Annotated in this window: 15 protein-coding genes; 10 read left to right on the top strand and 5 right to left on the bottom strand. The window is 43.1% G+C overall.

Annotated features, from left to right (window positions below):
* Positions 1-3: 3 nt before the first annotated feature.
* From BM739_RS07440 to BM739_RS07470, 7 genes are all read left to right on the top strand, one after another.
* Entirely contained in the window at positions 4-1,488 is a 1,485-nt protein-coding gene (locus BM739_RS07440; RefSeq protein ID WP_076539184.1) for an RNA polymerase factor sigma-54, read from the top strand.
* Positions 1,489-1,512: 24 nt separating this feature from the next.
* The gene (gene hpf / locus BM739_RS07445) at positions 1,513-1,800 is read left to right on the top strand and encodes a ribosome hibernation promoting factor (protein ID WP_076539186.1); all 288 of its coding nucleotides are present in this window, start codon (positions 1,513-1,515) and stop codon (positions 1,798-1,800) included.
* A gap of 2 nt (positions 1,801-1,802) precedes the next feature.
* Positions 1,803-2,246 (top strand): PTS IIA-like nitrogen regulatory protein PtsN, encoded by a 444-nt coding sequence (gene ptsN / locus BM739_RS07450; protein WP_076539188.1) that lies wholly within the window; start codon positions 1,803-1,805, stop codon positions 2,244-2,246.
* Positions 2,243-3,091 carry an RNase adapter RapZ gene (gene rapZ / locus BM739_RS07455; protein ID WP_076539190.1) on the top strand — a complete coding sequence of 283 codons (849 nt, stop codon included), beginning with the start codon at positions 2,243-2,245 and terminating at the stop codon, positions 3,089-3,091. The genes ptsN and rapZ overlap by 4 nt, the downstream gene beginning before the upstream one ends.
* Positions 3,084-3,389 carry an HPr family phosphocarrier protein gene (locus BM739_RS07460; RefSeq protein ID WP_076539192.1) on the top strand — a complete coding sequence of 102 codons (306 nt, stop codon included), beginning with the start codon at positions 3,084-3,086 and terminating at the stop codon, positions 3,387-3,389. The genes rapZ and BM739_RS07460 overlap by 8 nt, the downstream gene beginning before the upstream one ends.
* Before the next feature lie 198 nt (positions 3,390-3,587).
* Positions 3,588-4,949 (top strand): magnesium transporter, encoded by a 1,362-nt coding sequence (gene mgtE / locus BM739_RS07465; RefSeq protein ID WP_076539194.1) that lies wholly within the window; start codon positions 3,588-3,590, stop codon positions 4,947-4,949.
* A 476-nt stretch (positions 4,950-5,425) separates the two neighbouring features.
* Entirely contained in the window at positions 5,426-5,725 is a 300-nt protein-coding gene (locus tag BM739_RS07470; RefSeq protein ID WP_139326839.1) for a transposase, read from the top strand.
* 1,430 nt (positions 5,726-7,155) lie between these two features.
* Here BM739_RS07470 and BM739_RS07475 read toward each other — a convergent pair.
* Positions 7,156-7,782 (bottom strand): hypothetical protein, encoded by a 627-nt coding sequence (locus BM739_RS07475; protein ID WP_139326840.1) that lies wholly within the window; start codon positions 7,780-7,782, stop codon positions 7,156-7,158.
* Positions 7,783-8,064: 282 nt separating this feature from the next.
* Between BM739_RS07475 and ubiD the strand changes: the two genes are divergently transcribed.
* From ubiD to BM739_RS07490, 3 genes are all read left to right on the top strand, one after another.
* Positions 8,065-9,546, top strand: coding sequence for a 4-hydroxy-3-polyprenylbenzoate decarboxylase (gene ubiD / locus BM739_RS07480; RefSeq protein WP_076539198.1), 1,482 nt, complete (start codon positions 8,065-8,067; stop codon positions 9,544-9,546).
* Between the two features lie 80 nt (positions 9,547-9,626).
* On the top strand, positions 9,627-10,325 hold the full coding sequence (gene fre / locus BM739_RS07485) for an NAD(P)H-flavin reductase (protein ID WP_076539200.1): 699 nt from the start codon (positions 9,627-9,629) through the stop codon (positions 10,323-10,325).
* A 186-nt stretch (positions 10,326-10,511) separates the two neighbouring features.
* Positions 10,512-11,090 carry a nucleoside triphosphate pyrophosphohydrolase family protein gene (locus BM739_RS07490; protein ID WP_076539202.1) on the top strand — a complete coding sequence of 193 codons (579 nt, stop codon included), beginning with the start codon at positions 10,512-10,514 and terminating at the stop codon, positions 11,088-11,090.
* Between the two features lie 86 nt (positions 11,091-11,176).
* Here BM739_RS07490 and BM739_RS07495 read toward each other — a convergent pair whose 3' ends face one another.
* The 4 genes from BM739_RS07495 to uvrD form a co-directional block, all read right to left on the bottom strand.
* A complete protein-coding gene (locus tag BM739_RS07495; RefSeq protein WP_076539204.1) occupies positions 11,177-12,193 on the bottom strand; it encodes a hypothetical protein in 1,017 nt (338 codons plus the stop codon).
* 130 nt (positions 12,194-12,323) lie between these two features.
* On the bottom strand, positions 12,324-13,220 hold the full coding sequence (locus BM739_RS07500; RefSeq protein WP_076539207.1) for an alpha/beta hydrolase: 897 nt from the start codon (positions 13,218-13,220) through the stop codon (positions 12,324-12,326).
* Positions 13,221-13,255: 35 nt separating this feature from the next.
* Complete coding sequence (gene ubiA / locus BM739_RS07505) at positions 13,256-14,146, bottom strand: 4-hydroxybenzoate octaprenyltransferase (protein ID WP_076539209.1); 891 nt, start codon at positions 14,144-14,146, stop codon at positions 13,256-13,258.
* A 117-nt stretch (positions 14,147-14,263) separates the two neighbouring features.
* Entirely contained in the window at positions 14,264-16,432 is a 2,169-nt protein-coding gene (uvrD, locus tag BM739_RS07510; RefSeq protein ID WP_076539212.1) for a DNA helicase II, read from the bottom strand.
* Positions 16,433-16,470 lie beyond the last annotated feature (38 nt).

The raw sequence follows: 16,470 nt of genomic DNA on the forward strand, positions 1-16,470 counted from the left end.
TACATGAAAGCCTCACTCCAACTCAAAATGGGTCAACACTTAACCATGACCCCACAGTTGCAACAAGCGATTCGCTTATTGCAGCTTTCCTCATTGGAGCTACAGCAAGAAATTCAACAAGCACTTGATTCAAACCCGCTATTAGAGCTTGAAGACGAATTCACTAAAGCCAAAGAACCGGTAAAAGAAAACGCCCTGCAAACTGACACCGATTTTAGTGATAATAGCCAAGTCACCATAGAAAAAGACACCTCAACGGTTGATACCACTGAATCGCTCACTAAAGATTCGATGCCTGAAGAACTCCCTATGGATACCACTTGGGATGAGGTGTATACCGCCTCACCGACTTCTGGCTCTGGCGCTGTCTCAAGCGGTGATGATATGCCGTTTCAAGGCGAAACCAGCGAAGGCTTGTACGAGCATCTTGAATGGCAAAAAAACCTCACTCCCTTTTCTGAAAATGACTTAGTGATTGCTACCGCCATTATTGATGCCATTGATGAACGCGGTTACCTCACCCAGACTGTTGAAGACATTTTGCAATCCTTAGGCACTGACGACATCGAACTCGATGAAGTTGAAGCGGTACTTAAACGGGTACAACACTTCGATCCTGTCGGCATTGCAGCACGAGATTTAAGTGAGTGCCTATTAATTCAATTAGGCCAATACCCTGATGAAATTCCTTGCATAGATAATGTTAAGTTACTGATTAAAGATCATCTTGATTTAATCGCCGGTCGTGACTTTAGGTTACTGATGCGTAAAACCAAGCTTAAAGAAGATGACTTACGTGAAGCCATTGAATTTATTCAAACGCTCAATCCACGTCCAGGCTTGCAAATTACCCCCATTAAAGATGAATACGTCATTCCTGATGTCACTGTACTTAAAAAGAATGGTCGCTGGGTGGTCGAGCTCAATCCAGATAACATGCCTAAAATTGGCGTTAATCAGCAATACGCCGCTATGGCCAAAGGCGGTTCAAGCCAAGCTGACAGCCAATTTATTCGAGGTCATTTACAAGAAGCCAAATGGTTTATCAAAAGCATCGATAGCCGTAATGAAACCCTATTAAAAGTAGCCAATTGTATCGTGCAATTTCAGCAAGGTTTCTTTGAGTTTGGTGAAGAAGCAATGAAGCCGATGGTGCTCAATGATATTGCTGAAGCGGTTGAAATGCACGAGTCGACCATTTCACGGGTCACGACCCAAAAATACATGCATACCCCCCGTGGACTTTTTGAACTAAAATATTTTTTCTCAAGCCATGTCAGTACCGATGATGGTGGAGAATGCTCTTCTACAGCCATTCGCGCATTTATTAAAAAGCTCGTGGCTGCAGAAAACCCGAAAAAGCCTCTTAGTGATAGTAAAATGACGACACTATTGGCTGAACAAGGGATTAACGTTGCTCGGCGTACGATAGCCAAATATCGAGAAGCAATGCTCATCCCTCCCTCAAACCAACGCAAAAGTTTATAAATTTTTGTTATTGGAGGATGAACTATGCAAATTAACCTGACTGGAAACCATATTGAAATAACCCAATCGTTACGGGAATACGTGCAAACAAAATTTTCAAAACTTGAACGACACTTCGAACAGATCAATAATGTACATGTTGTGCTCGATGTTCAAAAGCTACAACAGATTGCTGAAGCTAAACTGCACCTCAAAGGTGGTGAAGTGTTTGCTGTATCGCGTAACGCAGATATGTATGTGGCAATAGACGCCCTGATAGACAAGTTAGACCGTCAGGTAATTAAACATAAAGAGAAACTCACTAAGCATTAACGATGGAACTTCGTACCATCCTGCAGCCGGCGTGCACTACCTGTGCCACTCCGGGCAGTAAGAAAAAGGTACTGGAATTAATCAGCAATTTAATGGCTGCCCAGTACCCAACCCTTTCTTCACAGGCTATTTTTGAAAGTCTAATAGCGCGTGAAAAAATGGGCAGTACAGGTATCGGAAATGGCATAGCAATTCCACATGGGCGCTTAGATAATATCGAAGAACCCATTGCAATTTTAATCAAATGCGAAGAGCCAATCGCCTTTGATGCCATAGACAAGCAACCTGTAGATATTTTATTTGCGCTTCTTGTACCTGCAGAACAGTGCCAGCAACACCTAAGCACATTATCTAGCATGGCAGAGAAACTCAGTGATAAATTGATACTTAAACGACTTCGAAAGAGTCATGACGCTACAGAACTTTATCAGGTTATTACTGCATGAAACTTGTCATCGTATCGGGACGTTCAGGTTCAGGAAAATCAGTGGCACTGAGAGTGCTTGAAGATTTAGGTTATTACTGTGTTGATAACCTGCCACTGCCACTGATTGGCAGCCTGCTTGAACAGCTTAAAGATAGTAACGAACTTGTCGCCATTAGCGTCGATGTGCGTAATATCGAAGAGCAAGGCAAAGTGCTCAAAGAGCAAATTGCTTTACTGTCTGACGATACCAGCATTACCAGTTTCTTTTTAAACGCCAACGATAAAGTGTTACTGAAGCGTTTTAGTGAGACCCGCCGATTACACCCACTGTCTAAAAATCAAATTTCGTTACAAGAAGCCATTAAGCTTGAAGGGCGGTTACTCGAACCCATAGCTAAAATGGTTGATCACTATATCGACACCTCGCAAACTAATATCTACGACTTAAGCGATCATGTTCGGCAAATCCTACTAGGCAGTGTTGATAAAGAATTAGTGGTACATTTTGAGTCATTTGGTTTTAAGCATGGCATGCCGGCTGAAGCAGACTTTATGTTTGATGTGCGCTTTTTACCTAATCCACACTGGGAGCTTGAATTAAGGCCCTACACTGGTTTAGATGCGCCCGTACAGGAGTTCTTAGAGCGACAGCCTTTGGTGAATAAGTTTATCTGGCAAATTGAAAACCTCTTTGACACTTGGATGCCACATTTAGAGCGTAATAACCGCAGTTATCTGACCATTGCCATTGGTTGTACTGGCGGTCAGCACCGTTCGGTTTATATTGCCGATCAGCTCGCTAAACGTTTCAACAACTCTAAGCACAAAGTCAGCGCCCGCCATAGAGAGCTTGGCATTGAATAAGCTAACCACAACGCCAGCTGAAACGCCGGCCTATTCAAAGCAAATTACCATTAGTAACAAGCTAGGCTTGCATGCGCGAGCGGCGACTAAACTGGCCATTTTAGCTACCGAGTTTGACGCGACTATCACCCTTATCCAAGGTGAGAAACAAGCCAGTGCTGCCAGTGTATTGGGATTATTAATGTTAGAAAGTGGCATTGGTAAAATCATTACTGTTGAAGCTCAAGGCCGTGATGCAGAGCAAGCCCTAGAGGCCGTATGCAAGTTAATCAACGATAAATTTGACGAAGAAAGCTAACCGTCACCGTCCTGTAAATCTTCGCGATAACACAGCCTCTCAGTTTCAGCATTATTTTGTTAGCTATACTAAACACATCACAGCTCAGTATTAAGCTATTCATGGATTACACATAAAGCTTTCAGGCATTAGAAATTTCTTCATTCTTTCCGGTGAGTTAAGTTAACATTTCATCATCGTCTTTTTCAGGAGTAGCCAATGGGTATCGAAGTCATCGACAGCGAACTTACCGAACAACGTCTTAATCAGCTTACACAAGCATTAGGTAGCGGTATGTTTGTCCATGTCAGAAATATGCTTCATGACATGGCCGCCTCCGATGTCGCATTGATCCTTGAATCATCACCGCCGAAAACTCGTCAAGTGTTATGGCAACTGATTGATCATGAACAAGCGGGTGAAATTCTAGAAGAACTCGGTGAAGAATTAAAAGATTCACTCATCAGTGCCATGACGCCCGAAAAAGTGGCCCAAGCCACCTCAGGCATGGATACCGATGACTTGGCTTACATCTTAAGAAGTTTGCCAGATGCCGTTTATAAAAAAGTACTGCAATCCATGAGCAGTCAAGACCGCCATCGCGTCGAACAAGCACTGTCATACCCTGATGATACCGCTGGTAGTATCATGAATACCGACACGGTGACTTTACGCCCTGATGTTAATATTGATGTGGTATTACGCTACTTGCGCCAGCGTGGCAATTTACCCGACACCACAGATACCTTATATGTGGTTGATCGCAACGATCATGTTCTTGGTGGGGTGCGCCTTGCCGATCTGCTCACTTGTAACCCCAACTCAACCATTCGCAGCATCATGGACCCTGAGTTAGAAAGTATCCCAGTAGATATGCCAGACAATGAAGTGGCGCAATTGTTTGAACGCCATGACTGGATTTCAGCACCTGTGGTGGATGAGCAACAAAAACTACTGGGACGTATCACCATTGATGATGTGGTGGATGTTATTCGTGAAGACGCCGAACACTCAATGATGGGGATGGCGGGTATGGATGACGATGAAGATACCTTCGGCCCGGTGATGAAAAGTACCTTCAGACGCTCGCTATGGCTTACCATTAACTTGTTTGCCGCCTTGCTTGCTGCATCAGTGAGTAATATGTTTGAAGGCACCTTAGAGCAATTTGCCACCATCGCGATTTTAATGACTATTGTCCCTAGCATGGGCGGTGTGGCAGGTAACCAAACCTTAGCTCTGGTTATTCGTGGTATCGCCTTGGGTCATATTGGCCAAAGTAACTCACGCTGGCTAATTGGCAAAGAGCTCGCCATTGGTTTTCTTAATGGCCTCATGTGGTCGGTATTGGTCTTCTTTGCAGTGTGGCTATGGAAAGGTGATATGGCACTGGGCGGTCTCATTGGCGGCGCGATGCTCATTAACATGACCGTTGCCGGACTAGCGGGTGCCAGTATTCCACTCATACTTAAAAAACTCAATATCGATCCGGCATTGGCTGGCGGTATGGTACTGACTACAGTCACCGATGTGATTGGCTTATTCGCCTTTTTAGGCTTAGCGACCATTTTCTTAATGTAGCACCGTAAAACAGCTTCTCTGACCAGCATAAAAAGCGGCATTCATTGCCGCTTTTTTGTGCGTTAAAACCCTAGACTTTTAATGGTTACTTTTTTTTACCAATTAAAATCAATTCGCACCAAAATAGCACTTTTGCACCAAGATGTTTCACGCCTACTTTTTAGAGCTAACACTTCAAAAAAATAAGTTACTGTAATAAAAGGGTAAAATATTTATTTCATAATTGGCACAAGTATTCCATTGAGTTATGTATCACTAAAGAGGTAGTGTTTAATTTGACCAATTTGGTGGATAAATTTAAGCCTTATAAATTTGAATAGCAGCAGGAGTCGATGATGAAATTATTACACACATGTTTGAATCTTTGTCGTAATCAGTGTCACTTTTATAAGCATGTAGGCTGTAGCCTATGGGAAGTAGAATAGTCTTATCGTTAAGCCGACGAAGTTAATCGCTTTTAAATGCTTGGAGCTAATATGTCAGCACAAACAAAGTTTTATCCCGAGAGCTTTCAGCAGCAAGTGATCGCTGAAGTGAAGCAACATAATCGATTAATTTCTGATGTTGCTAAGCAATACAGCATCTCAGCAAAAACGGTTTACCAATGGGTTAAAAATAAAGAAACCACGATGACATCAAAAGCTAATGCCGAGGGCGTGACCACTCGCAAGCGTACACAAGCTAAACAGAAAAGCGCTTTAGTGTCAGAGATAGCTCACTTACAACTAAAGTTATCTCAGCTGAATCAGCAGCTGTTATCGATTAATAGCAATTAGTGGGGGTTAACACAGTTCCGACAAACTTGATTGAATTAAACGCTGCCCCCATCAGCAATTAATTAGCGACAAATCTATTTTAATAATAGAACTGCTTAGCCTCAAGTTTGTCAATTTTATTACAAAAAGCTGATATAAAGCAGCTATGTAAGTTAAAACCTGCAACAGGGACTAACAATAATAATAGGTCGCAGGAATGCCAAAAGGCAGTGTAAGGCCGGTACTAATGAAAGGATGTCATTGGTGCCCGTAAAGACGAAACGAATTGATGTTATAACCGTTCCGGCAAGTTTGATTCGATAAGTGCACCACCCCAAGTGTACTTATTAAGAAGCTAATATTCCGACGATAAAGGCTTTTAAACAATCAAGCTTGTCAATTTTATTCAAGCTCAGTGACTGCATCACCCCATGATTGCATTGTCACGAAATTGAAACCTGCAACAGGGACTAACAATAATAATAGGTCGCAGGAATGCCAAAAGGCAGTGTAAGGCCGGTACTAATGAAAGGATGTCATTGGTGCCCGTAAAGACGAAACGAATTGATGTTATAACTGTTCCGGCAGGTTTGATTCGATAAATGCACCACCCCAAGTGCATTAATCAACTAGGTTATATTTTAACGATATAGGCTTTTAAACAATCAAACTTGTCAATTTTATTCAAGCTCAGTGACTGCATTCCCCCCATGATTGCAGTATCACTGAATTGAAACCTGCAACAAGGCTAACAATAATTATAAGTCGCAGGTATGCCTACAGGCAGGTAAACCACCCTAAGGTAAGGATGTCATTAGGGTGATTGGAGATAGATTCAGGCAGGTTTGATGTGTTGCTAACTGTTCCCCAGCAGTAAGTAATAGAGGTTTTATTAGGGCTTAAGCACCCAAGGTAATACCACTATCAACATGGCTAATTTATCCGTTTCAACAAGGTGACGGCATTCTTCCCCATGCTTGCATGGTCACTGAATTGAATACCTGCAGCAAGGAATTAAAACAATAATAAGTCGTAGGCAAGCAATAGCGTAACCCTAATGGACGGAAGCCATAAGGGTGAATTAAAAAAGCATAAACTAGGAGATGTATTACGAGTATTAACTAATTTGACAACCAATAGCTTTGAGCTAATTGATTATCGTCCCCAGCGTCTATCAATTGAGGAAACATTCTATACCCCTTACTTCATGGAATTGCTTTCTACTATCAAACCTATTGAGTCCGTTGACGACTATTTGGACATGAGCAACTGCTTCTCTCCCCAGTTTTCGTAGTGAGCGAATGAATAAGTTTTCATCAACAACAGTTTTAACGCCGATACATTTTGTCGGTAGACAATGCACAAAAAGCCCTGATGGAAGGATCCATCAGGGCTTTTTTATCTTTAAAGGTTATTAAGTACTTAACTTGTATAGACACAGCGCCACTTAACTAGTCTTTTTCTGCGGCTAATGTCATATAGCGTTGTGATGACCAGTCGAAGTAATACTCTTGCCCTTGCCACTGATAAATTGTTCTGCCGTCTCTTTGGATAGCGCGGGCATTTTCAGGTAGCTGGGTTAAGCCACTGGCGTATTCAATACTGGTGGTGGTTCGTTTGGGTGGAGACACCGGTTGCTCTTGCTGCGGTTGCACATAGTTTCTGCGGTAATGGCGATCATAGTAATCATAGCGATAGGGCGTTTGCCAACCATTATTCCAACCATTGCCCCAGCCATAATTCCATCGATTACCCCACCGATTATAATAAGGGTAACGCCAGCCGTTATTCCATCCCACACCGACACCCCAGCGCACTGATGAACCTGAATGGCGTGAATAACCATGATGATGACGATCAGAGGTGAGATATCGCAGTTGCGGCAAGCCATTAAAAGCTTGCATGCTAGCTGAAATCTTATGGGGACTCGCGTCCTGAGCATTAGCCCCTTGGGCATTAGTACTTATGCCAAGCATTAAACTCAAGCCTACAGTTACTGAGATATAGCCTTTTAAGCTCATCCGATAGAAAGCGCTAAAGTAGCTCTTTGGCAGTGTCTGGTGTGCTTCTTTGTTCATCTCACGCCCCCTCTTTTGTACCTAAGCATGTAGCTAAGCAGCAATATCTATCGCTGCTAACCTAGGACAATTAAATGGCAATTACCCTATAAACTAGTCTAGCTCAAAACAGCTTATAACCATCGCTTAACTCTATTTTATAGAAATACTCATAAATACGCGGACAATAGCTCTGTTCTGGTTAATTCAAATCAACATGTGCTGAACAAACATCGCTTAACCCTATTTTATAAAAATGCTATAGTGCGGCCCATATAGCGTTTAAAGAAGAGTAAATTAGCCATGAGTTTTAAGGATTTACGTAGCTTCATTGATCACCTTGAAGCTAATGGTGAACTAAAGCGGATTAGTTATGCTGTTGATCCCAATCTAGAAATGACTGAAATTGCCGACCGCGTCCTGCGCTCTGGCGGCCCTGCGTTGTTATTCGAAAACCCAACCAATAACGACATGCCAGTTTTAGTGAATTTATTTGGTACTCCAAAACGTGTAGCTATGGCGTTAGGTAAAGACGACCCACTGGCTTTACGTGAAGTCGGTGAATTGCTGGCTTTTTTAAAAGAGCCAGAACCACCAAGTGGCTTTAAAGACGCTATCGCCAAAATACCTAAATTTAAACAAGCGTTAAACATGCCGCCAAAAACTGTGCGTAATCCACCTTGCCAGGAAGTGGTATTAACTGGTGACGAGGTGGATTTAACTAAGCTGCCCGTACAACATTGCTGGCCTGGGGATGTGGCGCCTTTAGTGACTTGGGGACTGACCATTACCAAAGGCCCCCGCCAAAAAAGACAAAACTTAGGCATTTATCGCCAGCAGTTATTAGGTAAAAACAAACTCATTATGCGCTGGCTCGATCATCGCGGCGGCGCACTAGACTTTAAAGACTTCAAAGAAAAACACCCCGGTGAGCGCTACCCTGTGGTTGTGGCACTCGGCGCCGATCCGGTGACTATTTTAGGCGCGGTAACCCCAGTGCCAGACTCAATGAGCGAATATGCTTTTGCGGGTTTACTGCGTGGTGAACGCACCGAAGTGTGCAAAGCCATCAGTTGCGACTTAGAAGTCCCTGCTACCAGCGAAATCATTTTAGAAGGCTATATCGACCCTGAAGAAATGGCTGAAGAAGGCCCTTATGGTGATCACACTGGTTACTATAACGAGACTGATAAGTTCCCAGTTTTCACTGTCACCCATATGACCCAGCGTAAAGATGCGATTTATCACAGCACCTACACAGGTCGTCCACCGGATGAACCTGCCATGTTAGGTGTGGCACTAAATGAAGTCTTTGTGCCGATTTTACGTAAGCAATATCCTGAAATCATCGACTTTTACTTACCGCCAGAAGGCTGCTCATACCGCATGGCAGTGATTTCAATTCGTAAGCAATATGCCGGACATGCCAAACGGGTCATGATGGGCGCTTGGTCATTCTTACGTCAGTTTATGTATACCAAATTTATCATTATCGTTGATGAAGACGTCAATTGCCGCGATTGGCAAGATGTGATTTGGGCGATTACCACCCGTATGGACCCAACAAGAGATACGGTTTTAGTCGATAATACGCCGATTGATTACCTTGATTTTGCCTCACCTATTGCCGGTTTAGGTTCAAAAATGGGCTTAGATGCTACCAATAAATGGCCAGGTGAAACTGACCGTGAATGGGGTACACCAATAGTGATGGATCCAGCAGTAAAAGATAAAGTTGATCAAATGTGGGATGAATTAGGTATTGATGATAGCCCAACGCTATAATGCCCAGCTAAAGAGTTAACCCTCTACCCTACAAATAAAATAAAAACACCCTTCAAAGAAAGGGCTACCAAGGATGTTAGATGAACACCATTCGCTGTAAAGTTGAAAAGATTACCCCATTTAATGACGCTGTTTTTCAGGTCATACTTAAACCAGAAGTCACTTTTGACTTCAAAGCAGGGCAATACTTATCCATCGTTATGGGAGAAAAAGACAAACGTCCTTTTTCTATCGCCTCTGCACCTAACGCTGATTTAATTGAGCTGCACATTGGCGCCGCGGTATCAGAAAGCTACCCAATGCAAGTGGTAGAGCGCTTAAAAGCGGATGGATTTATTGATATTGAAGCCCCTGCTGGTGAGGCTTTTTTACGTCATGACAGCCAACGCCCTCGCATCATGATTGCTGGCGGCACGGGCTTTTCATACATTAAGAGTATTATTGAGCAGCAAATTGCTAGCGGTCATACAGTAAAAACACAGTTTTACTGGGGTTGTCGTAACGAGCAAGCCATGTACTACCAAGAGATTGCCCGCCAATGGCATGCAAACCATGAATGGTTAGAGTTTATTCCCGTTGTTGAAGAAGCGACAGCTAACTGGAATGGTAAACAAGCCAACTTGCTTGAGCAAATTAACCAAGATCATATCAGTTTAGTGGGCTACGATATTTATATTGCTGGTCGTTTCGATATGGTGGGTGCTGCCCGTGAAGTATTCCGTGGTATGGGCGTAGAAGAAGCTCACTTATTCGGTGATGCCTTCGCATTTATTAAGTAAGCTCAGCTGATAATCAGAGCTGAACTTAAGCAATAACACCTAGCGCCCTTTGTAATACAAAAATGCCGACTTAATCAGTCGGTATTTTTATTCCGCCCCCTCTTTTAAAGCGTCATTAGCCTTGTGGTTCCGATATCAATTCATTACCATAATCGCCTATTTTCTATTTTCTAGGCTTACGTACTAATGAAGTTATCTGTTTTAGACCAAACCATTTTTGACCACCTTTATCGTGATATCAAAGAATTTCGCAGCACCTTTGATTTACCTATCGAAAATGCATCAAGCCTAGATGACAAAGCTGATACCCTGCACACTTCACTTATCATTGAAGAGCTCACAGAGCTTGCTGAAGCGGATTGCCGCGTTGAACAAGCTGATGCAATCGTTGACTCTGTTTACGTATTAATGGGGCGTTTAGTCCACTTAGGCGCAGCAAAAGTCAGCGACCGTCTAGAAATTAGTTATTTAATCGATTTATTACTGGCGGTAGCTAAAAACCGTGAAGTTAACTTCATTGAATGTTGGGATGAAGTTCACTCAAGCAACATGAGTAAAGTGTGCCGTACTGAACAAGAGTTAACAGAAACGATTGCTCACTATGCTAAACAAGGCGTTGACATTGTTGGTAGTACTAAGGGTAAGTTCATCATTGCTAAGTGTGCTAAAGATGTTGAAATGGCCGGTAAAGTGGTTCGTCAAGGTAAGGTATTAAAATCCGTTTATTACCGCCCAGCTGATCTCGAAAAATTAGTAAAAAACTAAACAACCACTAAATCCGTTGTTAACCAAAAAATGCGTCCACTGTGGACGCATTTTTTATGGGTTACGTTTAGTGTAAATATGAATTTTTAAGCCGCTTCAGACTGCTCAATATCAGCCAGTGCCGCGACCACCTTTTCAGGTTCAGCCACATTAATATGCACCACAGTCAGCTTTTCAACTAACTGCCCTAATCCACCAAAATACCATTGTGGCGTTTTAAAACGGATAGTTAGATTAGTCTGTTCACCGCGCCCTACTGATAATTCGTCATCGACAACCTTTTTGTTTGCTTGATTCACTGCAACCGTTTCAATTTCGGTAAGATCGATCGCCATAAAACCCCAAATGGCATTATTTACCACTAACCTATCGCGGATTATATAAAGTGAATAGTGGCGTGATATACGGTAATTCGCCACCAGCATCACCAAACTTAAGCTGATAAATGAAGAGACAATAATCGCTGCTAACTCACTCCAGTTAACCAACAACATATAGCTGGCCACACAGCTAGTTAAACAACCGATAAGCATTAATAACAAATGCCAAGGCTTGGCACTCAATAACTTAATATGGCTAATGGCAGTGGGGTGATTGCGTGAAAACCATGGAATGGCGTAATACCAGTTAGTCGGCTCTCCAGCGACGATGAAGGCGATAGACAAAGCCTTTTCATCTTCATCTGCGTACAGCTCAACCGCACTCACTCGGGGGTCGCCCTTTACCTTTCTGACCTTCAACAAACCGCGAATTATCGTGAAAACCAGATAAGATTCAATGATCAACAGCACTCCAATAATGGGGTACTTTAACCAAGCAACAAACTCAAAATACTCGGCGATACCTGCCGGAAAGCTCAGCCTAGCGACCACGCTGCTAGTACTTAAAATAATAATCAGCTTCCACCACTTTTGGCTGCCTTTTTTGATAATGCAGTACCAATACGCCAACGGAATTAAGCCAAAGTAGCCAATAGCAATAAGGCTTAATCTTAACTCGTCATTCGCAGTCGATAGGGATTCTGGGGTTAACTGCACCCCAATAGTAAACAGTACTATCGCAAAAGCTAAAAAAAGCAGTCGATACTTAACTATGGGTCTCATGTAACAATCCTTGTTATTGATTTATAATTTAAACTTATGTTTATGGCTTAGTTTTTTGTTTTTTGTTTTTTGTTTTTTGTTTTTTGTTTTTTGTTTTTTGTTTTTTGTTTTTTGAAACTATTGCGCCTAATCATTGACCACTGACACCCGTTTTAGCATCAAATAACCAGCCTAAACCATATATCGCCGACATCGGAAACGCCATACTGTGATTGGCTGCTGGCATTAGCATTAACTTGGCATTGATACCTGAGCCATTAGTGGCGTTTAAACGATTTTTTTGTTGTAGCAGCTGATAAAACGACTTGGCATCTGTCACCATATCTTGCCCAAACTCGCTGCTTGCCGCTGTTTCTAACGCTCCGACACCAATAAATACATTGGCATTTATTGATTTAGTGATAAATTCCGGCTCGCGAAATTGCTTTAGTAACTGCTGTTTATCAAACCAAAATGGTGGACTCGCCAGTACATAGTTATTAAATAATGCAGGCTTATTACGTAAGATATAGGCGCCAAACAAGCCGCCTAATGCATGGCCAACATAGGTGTTTTGCTTAGGCTGAGTGCGGTAGTGTTGATTAACATAAGGGATGATTTTGCTGGCAAACAACTGCATGTGGCGCTGCGCCTCACCGGTTGCTTGGGTTCTGTTGCTATCAACTGACGGGGTGTAATCACGCATACGACTTGCTGCGGGGCTGCGGCCTTGCTGTCCTGATACTGCCACTAAAATAGCCAGCTGCATGTCAGTACGGTCCATAGACAAACGGGTTACACCAGAGACCACTTGAAAGCTGTACACTGCATCAGTCATATAAATAACCGGATAGCTTTTTAGCTTATCAATTTGGTTGTAGCTATTGGGCAGTTTGATATAAAGATTATAGGTGCGATCGCTATCCTCTACCTCAACCACTGTGGTGTTAGGTATGGTAAAGCTTGCAAACGCGGCGGGCACCGCGCTTAAAAAGAGGCTACAGCATACGATACTGCGAAAAAGTATCATAAAGCGGGAAATGGTCATCAGCTATCCTTGTTGATGTAATTTTTCGCCCTATTCTACGCACTTATTGAAGAAAATAAATAATCTGCGCTTAATGCCATAAATAGTGCAAAACCTGCCAAATTATTATTCAGAAAAGCCTTAAAACATGGCGCCCGTTCACGGCCATAAATAAGCCATTGCTGATAGCAACTAAAGGCAATAAAAGTGCTAATACCAATGCCATACACTAACCCACGTTCCGCTGACCAACCTGCCATAATAAAACAGCCTAAAGCCGCTAACTGAAACGCGGCAATCCATTGGCGGTCGTATCGGCCAAATAAAATTGCTGTAGATTTAATGCCGACTTTTAAGTCATCATCTCTATCAACCATGGCATACATGGTGTCGTAAGCTACCGTCCAACACCAATTGGCGACAAATAACCACCAAGCCTCAACAGGCACATAACCTAGCTGCGCAGCGTAGGCCATAGGAATTGACCAGCTCCACACTATGCCTAAAAACATCTGCGGCATGTTGGTTACCCGTTTCATAAACGGATACATGATGGTCAAAATAATGCCAACAACCGATAGTTTTACCACCAGCGGATTTAAAAATAATACTAAGCTAAAAGCGATTAACGCCATCACCACAAATAATACCAGCGCTTCTTTACTGCTGATTTCACCTGAAGCCAATGGTCGCATCTTGGTGCGCTCAACATGGGCATCAAGTTTTCGGTCAGCAAAATCATTAATTACGCAGCCACAAGCGCGCATGATGACCACCCCAAATATAAAGATGGTCAGCACTTTAACATCTGGCATACCACCGGCAGCAAGCAATAACGCCATTAAACACGGCCACATTAATAACAAGGTGCCAATGGGTCTGTCTAGGCGAGTTAAGCGCTGATAAACCGATAATTTTTGTTTAAACGTCCATGAGACTGCTGACATGGTTTACTTCACTCCTGCATTTGAAGTTTCACATTTCTTATTTGTCATGTTTTATTTGAAAACCCATGACTTTTATTATTACGCTTAGGATTATGTCTGCTCTAGTAAAAAATTGCCCTAACACGCTTCAAGTTTTGCCAAAGAAACCAATAACCATTTGCTACCAAAATCAGTAAAATTCACTTGAACACGCGCTTTATCTGCTGTGCCTTCAAAATCTGTCACTATGCCTTGGCCAAATTTAAAGTGTTTTACTTTTTGACCCACTTTAAAGCCACTGTCATTGGCAATAGATTGTCTTGGCACATTAAAACGGCTACTCATTTTAGGCGCTGATACCGAGGCTTTCATGCGAATTTCTTCAACATACTGGCTAGGGATTTCACCGATAAAGCGTGATGGGCTCGCATAATCTTCGCGGCCATAAATACGGCGTGACTCAGCATAACTGATATACAGCTTTTGCATCGCACGGGTCATGCCAACATAACAAAGGCGGCGTTCTTCATCCAAACGATCTCCCTCATCTAATGCCATTTTACTTGGAAAAATACCTTCCTCGACCCCTGACATAAAGACCACAGGGAATTCTAAGCCTTTGGCTGAGTGCAAGGTCATCAGCTGCACCGCATCGGTAAACTTATCCGCTTGACCTTCGCCTGCCTCTAATGCCGCATGAGATAAGAACGCATTTAACTCGCCCATATCTTCTAGCTCTTCTGGCATTTCAAAGCTGCGGGCTGCAGTGACAAGTTCATTTAAGTTTTCTACTCGTGACTGGGCCTTTTCACCTTTTTCGGCTTCGTACATAGCTCGCAGCCCTGAACGCTGGATAACCTTGTCAGCCATGCCATACAAGCTCATATCGCTAGTGTCAGTGCGCATGCCAATCACTAAATCCATAAAGCCATTCACGGCATTAGCAGCGCGGCCAGTAAGGACTTTTTCTTCAATTAAGCGCAAGCTTGCCTGCCACATGGTCATTTCTTGCTGGCGTGCGGTTGAGCGAATGATATCAAGGGTACGGTTACCAATACCACGAGTTGGGGTGTTAACCACCCGTTCAAAAGCCGCATCATCATTTTGATTATTGATAAGACGCATATAACCCATGGCATCTTTAATCTCTTGGCGCTCGAAGAAACGCAGGCCGCCGTATATTCGGTAAGCTAAGCCTTTATGGAGCAGGGCTTCTTCCAAGACCCGCGACTGGGCATTGGAGCGGTATAAAATGGCGCACTCTTCTAGCTTGCCGCCGTTATTTTGCCACTCCGCCATTTTGCCAACAATAAAGCGCGCCTCATCCATTTCATTAAAGGCGCAATAAACCGCGATTGGCTCGCCAGCGTCATCTTCAGTCCACAGCTTTTTGCCTAAACGTTCTGGGTTGTTGGCAATTAAGTCATTGGACGCATTAAGGATGTTGGCCGTTGAGCGATAGTTTTGCTCCAATTTCACTGTGGTAGAGCCCGGGAAATCGGTTAAGAATTTATGCAGATTCTCAACTTGGGCGCCGCGCCAGCCGTAAATAGATTGATCGTCATCGCCAACAATCATCACATTGGCTTCTTTGCCTGCTAGCACTCGAATCCAGGCATATTGAATGGCGTTGGTATCTTGAAATTCGTCCACCAAGATATGCTTAAAGCGTTCTTGATAATGGGCTAATACATGGGGTTTATTGAGCCACAACTCATGGGCGCGCAATAAAATTTCGGCAAAATCAACAAGGCCTGCGCGATCGCAAGATTCTTGATAAATTTTATAGATGTTTAATAAGTTTTGCTCAATAGGAAAGCCACCCGCATCGATATGCTTAGGGCGTAATCCTTGGTCTTTTTTGCCATTAATGTAGCCTTGGCACTGACGCGGCGGATATTGCTTTTCATCTAAATTGAGACTTTTAAGAATACGCTTTAATAAACGCAGCTGGTCATCTGAATCAATGATTTGGAAGCTTTGGGGTAAGTTGGCATCTTGGTAATGAGTGCGCAGCAAACGATGGGCTAAACCGTGGAAAGTACCAATCCACATACGGCCCATGTTACTGCCAACCACTTTCTCAACTCGCTCGCGCATTTCTGCGGCGGCTTTATTGGTAAAAGTTACCGCAAGAATAGAGTATGGACTTTGTTGTTCGACCTGCATAAGCCAAGCAATACGATGGGTTAATACCCGAGTTTTACCACTGCCTGCTCCAGCTAAAACTAACATGCTTGAAAGCGGTGCGCCCACTGCTTCACGCTGCTTTGCGTTTAGGCCGTCTAATAATGATGATACGTCCATTGGTCCTCCCAAAAATCAAGCAGGAAGTATATCAGTTC

Source organism: Shewanella sp. UCD-KL21, from assembly GCF_001957135.1.
Classification (GTDB): Bacteria; Pseudomonadota; Gammaproteobacteria; order Enterobacterales; family Shewanellaceae; genus Shewanella.

What these genes read in the sequence shown, in the direction of transcription:
- BM739_RS07470 (WP_139326839.1), top strand. Translation starts at nt 5,426, where the DNA reads ATGTCAGCACAAACAAAGTTTTATCCCGAGAGCTTTCAGCAGCAAGTG.
- BM739_RS07440 (WP_076539184.1), top strand. Translation starts at nt 4, where the DNA reads ATGAAAGCCTCACTCCAACTCAAAATGGGTCAACACTTAACCATGACC.
- BM739_RS07475 (WP_139326840.1), bottom strand. Translation starts at nt 7,782, where the DNA reads ATGAACAAAGAAGCACACCAGACACTGCCAAAGAGCTACTTTAGCGCT.
- BM739_RS07495 (WP_076539204.1), bottom strand. Translation starts at nt 12,193, where the DNA reads ATGAGACCCATAGTTAAGTATCGACTGCTTTTTTTAGCTTTTGCGATA.
- BM739_RS07500 (WP_076539207.1), bottom strand. Translation starts at nt 13,220, where the DNA reads ATGACCATTTCCCGCTTTATGATACTTTTTCGCAGTATCGTATGCTGT.
- uvrD (WP_076539212.1), bottom strand. Translation starts at nt 16,432, where the DNA reads ATGGACGTATCATCATTATTAGACGGCCTAAACGCAAAGCAGCGTGAA.
- hpf (WP_076539186.1), top strand. Translation starts at nt 1,513, where the DNA reads ATGCAAATTAACCTGACTGGAAACCATATTGAAATAACCCAATCGTTA.
- mgtE (WP_076539194.1), top strand. Translation starts at nt 3,588, where the DNA reads ATGGGTATCGAAGTCATCGACAGCGAACTTACCGAACAACGTCTTAAT.
- ubiD (WP_076539198.1), top strand. Translation starts at nt 8,065, where the DNA reads ATGAGTTTTAAGGATTTACGTAGCTTCATTGATCACCTTGAAGCTAAT.
- fre (WP_076539200.1), top strand. Translation starts at nt 9,627, where the DNA reads ATGAACACCATTCGCTGTAAAGTTGAAAAGATTACCCCATTTAATGAC.
- ubiA (WP_076539209.1), bottom strand. Translation starts at nt 14,146, where the DNA reads ATGTCAGCAGTCTCATGGACGTTTAAACAAAAATTATCGGTTTATCAG.
- rapZ (WP_076539190.1), top strand. Translation starts at nt 2,243, where the DNA reads ATGAAACTTGTCATCGTATCGGGACGTTCAGGTTCAGGAAAATCAGTG.
- ptsN (WP_076539188.1), top strand. Translation starts at nt 1,803, where the DNA reads ATGGAACTTCGTACCATCCTGCAGCCGGCGTGCACTACCTGTGCCACT.
- BM739_RS07490 (WP_076539202.1), top strand. Translation starts at nt 10,512, where the DNA reads ATGAAGTTATCTGTTTTAGACCAAACCATTTTTGACCACCTTTATCGT.